This window comes from Methanobrevibacter sp. (genome assembly GCF_017940815.1).
GTDB lineage: Archaea > Methanobacteriota > Methanobacteria > Methanobacteriales > Methanobacteriaceae > Methanocatella.
The window spans coordinates 1-10666 of sequence record NZ_JAGAXX010000080.1 but is presented as its reverse complement, the minus strand read 5'-3'; the positions used below and the strand labels follow the sequence as shown (position 1 = coordinate 10666).

At 34.4% G+C, this 10666-nt stretch carries 11 protein-coding genes; 1 reads left to right on the top strand and 10 read right to left on the bottom strand.

Going from position 1 to position 10666, the window contains the following annotated elements; all coding sequences use genetic code 11:
• Positions 1–144: 144 nt before the first annotated feature.
• The 3 genes from ILA26_RS09595 to ILA26_RS09585 all read right to left on the bottom strand — a co-directional run bounded on the left by ILA26_RS09595 (position 145) and on the right by ILA26_RS09585 (position 2500).
• A complete protein-coding gene (locus tag ILA26_RS09595; RefSeq protein ID WP_292896719.1) occupies positions 145–471 on the bottom strand; it encodes a hypothetical protein in 327 nt (108 codons plus the stop codon).
• 4 nt (positions 472–475) lie between these two features.
• Positions 476–1342 (bottom strand): tRNA pseudouridine(38-40) synthase TruA, encoded by an 867-nt coding sequence (gene truA / locus ILA26_RS09590; protein WP_292896717.1) that lies wholly within the window; start codon positions 1340–1342, stop codon positions 476–478.
• A gap of 588 nt (positions 1343–1930) precedes the next feature.
• The gene (locus ILA26_RS09585) at positions 1931–2500 is read right to left on the bottom strand and encodes a GNAT family N-acetyltransferase (protein ID WP_292896715.1); all 570 of its coding nucleotides are present in this window, start codon (positions 2498–2500) and stop codon (positions 1931–1933) included.
• A 197-nt stretch (positions 2501–2697) separates the two neighbouring features.
• On the opposite strand from ILA26_RS09585, the gene ILA26_RS09580 reads away from it, so the two are divergent.
• Positions 2698–3516: a nicotianamine synthase family protein gene (locus ILA26_RS09580; protein WP_292896713.1), complete on the top strand. Its 819-nt coding sequence runs from the start codon at positions 2698–2700 to the stop codon at positions 3514–3516.
• 157 nt (positions 3517–3673) lie between these two features.
• On the opposite strand, the gene ILA26_RS09575 is transcribed toward ILA26_RS09580, so the two are convergent.
• The 7 genes from ILA26_RS09575 to ILA26_RS09545 form a co-directional block, all read right to left on the bottom strand.
• A complete protein-coding gene (locus ILA26_RS09575) occupies positions 3674–5041 on the bottom strand; it encodes an MATE family efflux transporter (protein ID WP_292896711.1) in 1368 nt (455 codons plus the stop codon).
• Positions 5042–5126: 85 nt separating this feature from the next.
• Positions 5127–5738 carry an ATP-binding cassette domain-containing protein gene (locus ILA26_RS09570; protein ID WP_292896709.1) on the bottom strand — a complete coding sequence of 204 codons (612 nt, stop codon included), beginning with the start codon at positions 5736–5738 and terminating at the stop codon, positions 5127–5129.
• On the bottom strand, positions 5728–6675 hold the full coding sequence (locus tag ILA26_RS09565; protein ID WP_292896707.1) for an ABC transporter ATP-binding protein: 948 nt from the start codon (positions 6673–6675) through the stop codon (positions 5728–5730). The genes ILA26_RS09570 and ILA26_RS09565 overlap by 11 nt, the downstream gene beginning before the upstream one ends.
• 11 nt (positions 6676–6686) lie before the next feature.
• Complete coding sequence (locus ILA26_RS09560) at positions 6687–7538, bottom strand: ABC transporter permease (protein WP_292896705.1); 852 nt, start codon at positions 7536–7538, stop codon at positions 6687–6689.
• Positions 7531–8526: an ABC transporter permease gene (locus ILA26_RS09555; RefSeq protein ID WP_292896703.1), complete on the bottom strand. Its 996-nt coding sequence runs from the start codon at positions 8524–8526 to the stop codon at positions 7531–7533. The genes ILA26_RS09560 and ILA26_RS09555 overlap by 8 nt, the downstream gene beginning before the upstream one ends.
• Positions 8527–8586: 60 nt before the next feature.
• Complete coding sequence (locus tag ILA26_RS09550; RefSeq protein WP_292896702.1) at positions 8587–10194, bottom strand: ABC transporter substrate-binding protein; 1608 nt, start codon at positions 10192–10194, stop codon at positions 8587–8589.
• 285 nt (positions 10195–10479) lie between these two features.
• The coding region (locus ILA26_RS09545) for a hypothetical protein (protein ID WP_292896701.1) at positions 10480–10666 on the bottom strand (187 nt) is incomplete at its 5' end.

Below are 10666 nucleotides of genomic sequence, written 5' to 3'. Positions count from 1 at the left end.
ATATTAATATTTAAGTTCCACCTTATATATTAATTTTACTGCTTTTAAATTAAAAATAAAGAAAAAATAGAACGAAAAAATTTCGAGACTCAAAAACTAGTGAAAATTCAAATCACACAAGTTTTTGAAAGAGACAAAAAAATGTTAAATAATTTTTTTCAACTCATTAAGATTGTTTTCAATGAATCCCTTATACTTTGGATTCGCCAATACCCTATACTGTTTTACGCCGCTTTTCTTGTAAGCTTCCTCCATCACGGCCTGCAATTCATCAACGTCACTGTTTAAAATCACATTCAATTTGGCCCTTTGGACATCATCCAGATTATTTAAATGGGATTGTATTTGGGATTTGAATTTAGAAACCAAATTTGTGTTCTTTCGGGCAAATCTTTCAAGCAGAAATGAAGGTGCCAACATAAAAAGGTTCTCATATTCCTTTACGTCTTCATAGGTAATCTTTTCATCCATATTATCAAAACTCGTGCAAATCTTTTAGGCTTTTTATCATTGACTCTCTTATTGCGTATTTTCTCTGAAGGTCGGTTAGGGAATCAACCAGATTGCGCCTGAACCTTTCGCATGCGTAATCGTCATACCTGAACCTGATTCCGTCATACTGGATGTCCATCAGAATCAAATAATCCGGTTCCATGACCTTGATGTATGCTCTTGGTTCATCCTCTTGAGGATTCAAAAGCCTTTCGACCTCATCCAAGTCCATCTTGCCAATTGCGACATCCACAAACACCCTCATCATCTTGCGGACCATGTTCCATAGGAAGGACTCGCCATAGATGTCAACGAATATTGGAGACAATGTATCATGCAGGTTAGGGAACTCCCTCTTGTGATAATCGTCCAAATCTACTTTTGAAATCTTGATATCATCAATTGTCCTTGTGGTGGTTTTTTGGAAACGCTTTGTGAAATTGGTGAAGTCATGTGTTCCATTGAACACTTCAGCACACTCCCTTAACTTGTCAACATCCAAATCCTGGAAAAGCATATAACGATACTGTCTCATCTGGGCGTATCTTGGCTTGAATGCATAGCGAACAGGAGCACTGGCTAAAATCTGAATATCATCGGGAAGGAAATTGTTGATTTCATTCACGCGAACCTCCTTTTCTGACTGGAAGCTGATCACATTACCCAGACTGTGGACTCCCGCATCTGTTCTTCCGGCAATCCTGAATCTTGACTTTTTCAAGTCGTCAATGTAGTCCAGCTTGCGCAAGTGATAGATTAGCTCCTCTTCAACTGTCCTGAGGTCAGGCTGCCTTTGAAATCCGTGAAAATTAGTTCCGACATATCCGATTTTTAGTGCTGTTCGCTTCATCAATAATATATTTACAATCATATAAGATAAATTTTAAGAATTAGAGGAGAGAGCAAATAGCTATAAACATTATAGCTATTTACATTATGTGACCTATCGATTGATGAATATATCATATTATTGGTAAATATAATCGATAATTAAAATTAAATTTTTTTTTTTGAAAGATAGAGTAGTTATATGCATATTATAATTTTAATTATCTAAATCATCCAAGTGTTTCGGATAATCTAATTAGTTGTTAAGAGTAATAACCATATAAAGTTAATTAAAGTATTACTCTTAGAATAGTGCTTTAAATTATTAACAAATAAATTTAATGCATTGTATACTCAAATATCTTATTTTACTACCCATTATTGAAAAATTAAGTAATTTGACAGGAATTCATGAGTCAATTAATACTCTTAAAAAAATTCAAAATCAACCATATTGTAAAATAAAAATTCTAAACAATGTTTTCCATGAATAAAAAGTAATGAAATCGTTTAACAAAATAAACTGAACTGAAATATTATTTTTACTGGAACAAACGTGAATAAAATAAAATTTTAAGTAATACTTTTTTGTAAAATAATACTACTTAAATTATATCAAAATTACATAATCATCCACATTCCCAGACAAACTTGTTGAAAAGATATCCCGTGAAATATTCTTTTCCATATGAACCGTCTGCAACTCTTTATGAGTATCAAGAGTGATTCTAAAGCCCATCTTTTTCCAGAAATCCAATGCTCCATCCAATGTCTTATGAGTATGGAGATATATTTCAGCGAAATGGTTTTCAAATGCAAACGCTTCAACCAGGTAAAAGAGCTTAGATGCTATTCCACATCGCCTGTACTTCTCATCTACAAACAGCCTCCAGATGCTTGCAGTGGAATTACTTGAATATATTCCTTCAAATTCATCAAAATTCTTATCGTAAGCCCTAAGACCTATTGTTCCAATGATTTCTCCGGAATATTCATCAATAGCAATTAGAAAAATGTTTTTCTCAGGTTCAATATAATAAGAATTTAAGTTTTTGATGTCCTTGTGATATGCTGGAACATACCCATAGCCAAATTCTTTTTCAATTTGACCAAAGAGAAATTTCTGAAGATTTTTAATCTGTTCCACATCATTTTCCAATTTCCTTATCAAAATACACATATTAAAACCTTCTAAAAAAGTATTACTTTTTTGAAAAATATGGAGAAATAGTAATACTTTTTTAGGACTATAAAAAAAGTAATACTTTTAATATCAAATTTAAAGATTTAGTAATACTTTATTTTTAATTTAAGCAACTTTAATATACTTAAAGGACAAAATAATATATAAAATTTGTTATTTGAAATGTGATAAAAATGAGCTGTTATAAATATTGGGGAAAACTTGAGGAAATTGCAAACAAGTTATCAGAATATGGAGACTTGGAAAGCGACCATTCAAAAATAGATGATGTTGACATTGATGAGATAATCGAGATTTTGGACGAAGTTGAAATCATTGCCCACGACAAGACCATTGACTTCGATTCCGCAAAGCACATTCTCGATGATGAGAAAATGAACAAGGCATTGAAACTGATTAGGAAATTCTATGTATACACTGGAGCAAGGCTTGAAAGGGAAAATGCAATGAAAATCCTTGAATCAGAAAATCCAACTGAAACATTGGACTCGTTCCACTTTTATGATAGATATATAGGACTTATTGAAAATGAAAGCCAATTGGCAAAATTCAATGAGGACAAGACATTTGTCTTTTTAGGATCAGGCCCATTGCCGCTCACATTGATAATGTTCAACAAGGTCTTCGGCTGCAAATGCATCGGAATCGAAATACAGGAAGACGTTGCAGAACTATCCAGAAAGGTTCTAAAGAGATTAGGACTTGAAAACAATATTGAAATTGTGGTCGGCGATGAAAATGCAATCGAAAAATTGGATTATGACATTTTGATGATAGCTGCATTTGCAGAGCCTAAAGACAGAGTATTCTCAAACGTCTGGAAATACGTGGACGAAAAGACACCAGTCCTTTACAGAACATATACTGGTATGAGAGCAATTTTATATTCACCTGTTCTTGAAACCGACACCAGAGGTTTCCATAAGGAAGTTATGATGTTGCCATCAGGCAAAACCAACAATACCTCCGTATTGATTAGAAAGATCATATAACTCTACCAAATGCCATCACCATACCTACATTAAATACCAACAACACCATGAAAAAAATAATACCGTTAAAATAAACCGATTAACAATCATAAAAAATGAAAACAAATTTCAATGTATCATAATAATTGACGTGATTTTTAATTAAAATTAATGAAAACTACCTAGACCCCATTAATTTTTTAATGTGCCAATCAGCCCAGAACATAGTAATGTTATTTGAAACAACTTCGCCCAAAACAATACCCATCCAAGCACCCCACACGCCAAAACCTAAAACAACACCAAGTAAAACTGCAAAAAATATTGTGAATCCAGTTTCCCTCATAATTGTTTGAAACATTGCAGTCAAACCTTTTCCAACACCCTGAAAAACATAAGTTGAAGCAACACCTACAGCCATTGTTGGATAATATATCACAATCCATGAAAGAAATCCTGTTAGCTCGGAGGCAATTCTTACACTGCTGCCGCTGGATGCAAACACCGATGCAATATCCCCTGCAAAGACATTAGTTATAACCATGACGATAATCGCAATGACTATTGACACTTTCATTGCATACCTATGGGCAATTTGAATATTCTTATAGTTCCTAGCACCATAATTTGCGGCTATTACTGAAATCAGTGCAGTCCCAATAGCAAGCAGAGGAGTTGTTCCAATTGTAACTATTCTCCAACCTGTCGAATAAACCGCAACAGAATCAGTTGAACCGACAAAAGTCAAAAGAGCTGAAAAAACTGCTGCAAAGAATGCATTGTTTAAAAGTTGAATGCTTGCCGGAACGCCAACTTTTATAATATCAAATGAAATATCCTTTTTAAAAGACAAATTGCTCAAAGTAGGATTTAGATAAGTGTCTTTTTTAATATAAAACCAATATAACAAAATAATTATTACAAAAATTGATGAAATGATTGTCGCAAGAGCAGCGCCTTTCACACCCAAGTTTAAGTTATAAATAAAAATGGGATCCAAAATAATGTTTAAAATTGCAGAGGCAATCATTGCATACATCGGACGGGTGGTGTCCCCCTCCCCTCGAAAAATGCCATACAATGCATTGGAAAGGATTATGAAAATTGACCCTAAAAGAATAATTACTCCATAATCCATTGCATAACCGATTGTTTGACCAGCGCCCATCGCATTCAAAATAGGATTTAACAAGCCCAATAAAATCACAGTTATTAAAATGGACACGACAACATCAACAATAATCGAATGAATAGAAGCGTTATCCGCTTTTGATTTATCATCCTCACCAAGATATTTTGATAATGCAAAGGCGGCGCCGGAACCCAATCCATTTCCAAAACCAACAAGAATCATGAATATCGGTGTGAAAAACCCCACCCCCGCAAGAGCATCAGCACCCAAACCTGAAACCCATGCAGCATCTATCAAATTATAAAAACTAGTTATAAGCAATGAAATAATCAAAGGAATTGACATCCTGATTAATGCTCTTTTAGGGTTTTGAAGCATTAAATCAACACTATTTGACGAATCATTACTTAACATATGTAATAGTTAAACATTATTCAAATATAAAATTAATTATTCAACATTAAAAAAAGAGAGAAATCCCAATATTAAATATTGGGATTTAGAGGTTGTTAATCTCATTGAAATACAATATGTCATCACATATGACGTCCAGCAACTCAGGGTCGTGACTGACTGCAAGTATTCCAATATTATTGGCCTTACAATGATTGATAAGCGCTTCCCATATTTGCACTTGTGTTACTGCATCAAGCATTGTACTTATTTCATCCGCAATGACAAACTTTGTTTTTGGATTGATGGCTCTTAATATACTGAAACGTTGCAATTCCCCACCAGAAAGTTCACTTGGCCAACGTGAAAGCCAACTATCCTTAAGACCAAAAGTATCCTTTAAATCTTGAGTGGGAGTCCATGACTCATTCAATATCTTTTCCATCTTCCATTTGGGATTCATTGTTTTTTCGGGATGCTGAAAGATTAATTGCACAGGATAAAAATCCTTATTTGGAATTTTACTGCCATCAATGGTTACCTCTCCAGAATAATTGGAGATGTAACCTGCCATAATCTTACATAACGTACTTTTACCACTTCCACTGTCCCCCATCAAACCGATGATTTGATTGCTTTTAAGAGATATGGAAAAATCTTTTAGGATTTCCTTTTTCTTATTATATGAAAATGAGATATTGTTCGCTTTAAGCTCCATTATTTGCCCCCTCAAAATTAAAACATCTAATCATTACCCCCTCATGTTCAATAAGATTAGGTTTAGTTTTTTCACATTTATCAAGACGTATAGGACAGTTTTCATAATATGGACAACCAGGAAGGTCTTCCAATGGTTGAACTCCTTCGGTTAAGTTAAAACCATTTTTTGGAAGTGAATTAATTAAGGCTTTAGAGTAAGGATGCAATACATTATCAGCATTTTTAAAGTTTTCAACAGTGTTGATTTCAATTACATAACCGGAATAAAAAATCGCAATTCTATCTGCAGTTCTTAAAGCAACATCAATTTCGTGAGTGATTAACAATACTCCCTTACCGTTTTCCCTTAGATTTTTAATGTCTTCAATTGTTTCCTTAACGCTTTGACTATCAAGACCAGGAGTTGGCTCATCAGCAATTAACAATTTAGGATCGCCAACCAATGCGGTAGACAACAATACCTTACGAGCCATTCCACCGGACAACTCAAATGGATACATATCATCCACACTTTCATCCAATCCATATTTGCTAAAAATCTCCCTTTGCCTTAATTTTTTCTCATCGTGTTCCTTTTCGTTTTTACACTCCCCAATAGCTTGTTCAGACACTTTCATAAGAGGATCAAGGAAATTTACTGATTGAGGAATTAAACAAATTTCATCACCCCTTAAATCTTCTTTCAGCTTTTGGTCTAAAACTTGACCCTCATATTTAATTTCACCAGTTACATTAGAGTTATACGGCAAAATTCCTAATATTGAGTGAGCCAAAAGACTTTTACCTGAACCACTAGAACCTAAAATTGCTACGATTTCACCTTCACCGATATCAATTGTCAAATCAGATATTACCTTTGACTCATGCCTGTTTAATCCCTGAACATATTGTGTAAAAGATATTGACAAATTATTTACTTCTAATAACTTTTCCATAAAATCACCCATTAGTTATTCGCCTGTGAAGGGTCAAACAATCGTTTTAAATTATCTCCTATGATATCGAACAGCAATACTACAATCAGCAATGCGATACCTGGGAAGAATGCTAACCACCATGCACCCATTGCAAGATAAGACATTGATTCAGCCAATATGATACCGATTGCAGGTTCATGTGGAGACAAACCAAATCCTAAAAATGTTACACTTGACTCATGCATGATTGCATGTGGGAATACAAGCAAGGTTCCAACAAATATTTGAGATAATACCAAAGGCAAAATATGCTCTTTTGCAATCCATAATTTACTTTTACCAAATTTGCCAGACAACGCAACAAACTCAGATGTGTTAATCTGCAGTACTTCAGCCCTCAATACTCTTGTCAGGTTAACCCAATGTGAAAATGCAACTGCTATTATTACACCAAATGCCCCTTTACCTAATGCAATGGAAATCATCATGATCAATAGGATATGAGGTATTGATGCGAACAGATCAATTAACCAGGACACAAATGAATCAAGGTACTTATTCATACTAGCAACAAATGCTAAAATTGTTGCGATAATGCTGGAGATTACGGATGCTCCTATCCCAATAACAATACTTAAACTCAAACCTTTGATGGTCCTTAAAAACATGTCCCTGCCCATCCAATCAGTACCGAAGAGATGCTCAAAGGATGGAGGTTTCATTCTTGTAGCAAAATCAGTAGGCAAATTAACATTAATCATCGTTCCGCTAATGAAAATAACTAATAAGACCAATGCTGTGAGTGCTATGGTTAAAAGTGTTTTTTGCCTAAGATTTAGTGAACTAAACAAACCTTTATTGTACCATGGAGTCTTATTCATCCTCATCACTCCTCAATCTTGGGTCGACATACTCATAAATCATATCTGCTATAAGATTTCCTACAAATACAAAAATGGTGCTGACAATAACAATACCTAACAATAAAGGAACATCAGATCTTAATCCTGCAGCAACAGTCGCTTGACCTATTCCAGGATACGCAAATACTTGTTCAACAAGGATTGTTCCACCAAATAATTCATTGAATGACAAGAATTGAATTGTAATTGCCGGAAGCAAAATGTTTCTTATTCCGTGATTTTTAATTATTCCCCAAAAACTTTCACCTCTTGCTTGTGCAAACAAGAAATAATCGCTTTTTTTAACACTAATAAGCTTATCTCTAGTGTACATAGTAAGAGAAGCTATTCCAACGATACTTAATGTGATAGCAGGCAATATTAACCTGTATAACCATTGCCAAAATGTCACGGAATCAGATAATTGTCCTATAGGAACTGAAAGTCCAATAGGGAACCAACCTAAATATACTGAGAAAACCATTAAGAGCACTAATCCTATCCAAAAGGTAGGAGTGGATTGTAATATGTAACAATAAGTTTTAATAGCTTTATCTATCCAACTTCCTTCTTTTGCACCTGCAATAACCCCTAAACCAAAACCTACAACTCCAGAGATTATCCAGGACACAACCATAAGAGTGAGGGAAGAGGTGAATTTTTGAACAATTACCTCAGTTACAGGAACTCTATAAATTAATGAAAATCCCATGCTTCCAGAAGCCAAAGTTGAAAGCCAACCCATGACCCTTTCACCTAAGGACAGATTTGTTCCCCAATAGTTACCCATAATCGCCAATTGCTCTTGACTAACTATTCTTTGACCAAGATAAGCTTTAACAGGATCAATTGGAGACAATTGTATCATTATAAAACTGATTGCTGCAATAACAATTAATAAAATTAGTAATCTGATGGCTTTTAAACCTAAAAATTTAGCTAATTTTTTATTGTTAATTTTAATCATCTCATATGAATTTATTTAAAAAAAAAAGAAAAAGAAAATGATTTATTAAAAATAAATCATTTATTCTGTTGCGGTTTCATTAATACGGTTCCAATCGTAGATGTTACCCCAGATATCTCCACCGTGTGGGTAGATGAGGTGAGTACTATTGGAAATGTCTAAGTCATCACTTACAAAGTAAGTGTAGTCCATGGTTCCAATCCATAAGAATGGATTGTGGGAGGTAGCTTGTTGAGCTGCTTGGGACCAGGTAGCATATGAAGAGTTAGTTTCTTGAGCCATAGCAGCATCGATTAATGAATCAACTGCAGTATCATTAAGAGCACCTGGGTTGTCATAGCCGACAGCAGCCACTCTTGAATCATATTGGTGTTCAATTTCCATAGGGTCAGCAGAACCGAATCCCCATACTACTCCTTGACTGTATTTTACAGGGTCAATGTCATCCCAACTTCCACCTACTGGTTCAATTTCAATACCGATTTCTTTAGCTTGTTCTGCAACAGCTACAGCAATTGCTTGTCTTTCTGATGCTGCAGAGTTATAGTAGATAGAGAATGAAGCTTTTTGACCATCTTTATCTACAATTCCATCATTGTCAGTATCGTTCCATCCAGCAGCTGCAAGAACGGATTTAGCTTTATCAACATCACCATCTTTATAGTCGGTTTCAAAGGACCAACCTAATTGGTCAGCTACACCATTGTAATTTACATCACCGTATCCGTTTAATGCACCATCTAATAATGCTTGTCTATCAATACCGACAGTTAATGCTTCCCTAATAGCTGGGTCACCAGTTACATTGTTACCGATAGTAATATTGTCTTCGCTTAATTTACCTTCATCCATTTGAGTTGGTAAGGAAATACCACGTACATCAATAGAATCGAAGTATTCCATGTGGTATCCGTCTACGGTTTCATTAGCGTATGCTACAGGCACTTCAGCAATGTCCACATCTCCGTTTTTAACTGCTGCAAATGCTGCATCAGGATCAAGGAAGAGGTTGGTTATTTTGTCGAAGCATGGTTCTTTTCCATAGTAGTCTGGGTTTTTCTCTAAGATGAATTGTTGTCCTTTATCCCATTGAGCTAATTTATATGGTCCAGAACCGATTGGGTTTTGACCGTATGAGTCTTCATTATAATTAGCTTCAGGAACGATTCCCACATCAGTTAATTTGTTGATAAATGTGGAATCTGGTTTTTCAAGTGTGAATACTACTTTGTTTCCATCTGCTTTAACTTCTTTAAGGGAACTTAAATCTGCACCTTCACCTAATTCTTTAGATTTATTATATGAAAATGCAACATCGTTTGCAGTTAATTTAGAACCATCAGTGAAGTTAACATCATCACGAATAGTTACAGTGTACTTTTTGAAGTCACTAGAAATGTCATAATCTGTTGCTAAGTCATTTACAAAATTATTATCTTTGTCTCTTTTAAGAATTGTACTTTGAATAAGCGGTTCAGTTCCGGAATCGTGGTATCCCCAACCATGCATTGGGTCGAAACCAAATTCAGGTTCTTCACCGTGAGCAGCAACACAAGCAACTAATTCATTAGCTGCATGTTCTGTGTGCCCTCCACCTAAAGCAAAAGCACCGACACCGATAATTGCGATAACAGCCACAATTACTCCTATAATATACTTTTTATCCATATCATATTCCTCATCAAAAATTACTTTTAAATTTAAATTAAAGTAATATCGCAATGAGTATTACTAAAACTTAAAAAATTATTAGATTAGTAATACTATTAAATTAAAAGATATTACAATTAATAATTATAAAAACAAAGTATTTAAAAATTACTACTAAATCTAAAATTAGTATTACTAATTTGAAAATAAACTAAAAAAAGTATTACCTTTTTTAAAAAAGAATTAAATATTGAATAAAAGACACTCAAGTTAAATAAAAAAAAGTTCAGAATAGTTTTAAAACTATTCTTTTTTCTCAACATAGATTTCCTGTTGATTTTCTGCAGACGCATCGTAAACGATGTCTTCAGCGTTTTCCCTCATGTCCTGGAAGGTTGCTTCAGCATCTTTTTTAGCTGAAATTACTCCAGCCATTCCTTTTGTAGCCAAATCTTTAGTGGTTTGTGATTTGATGATTTTTGCACCGATT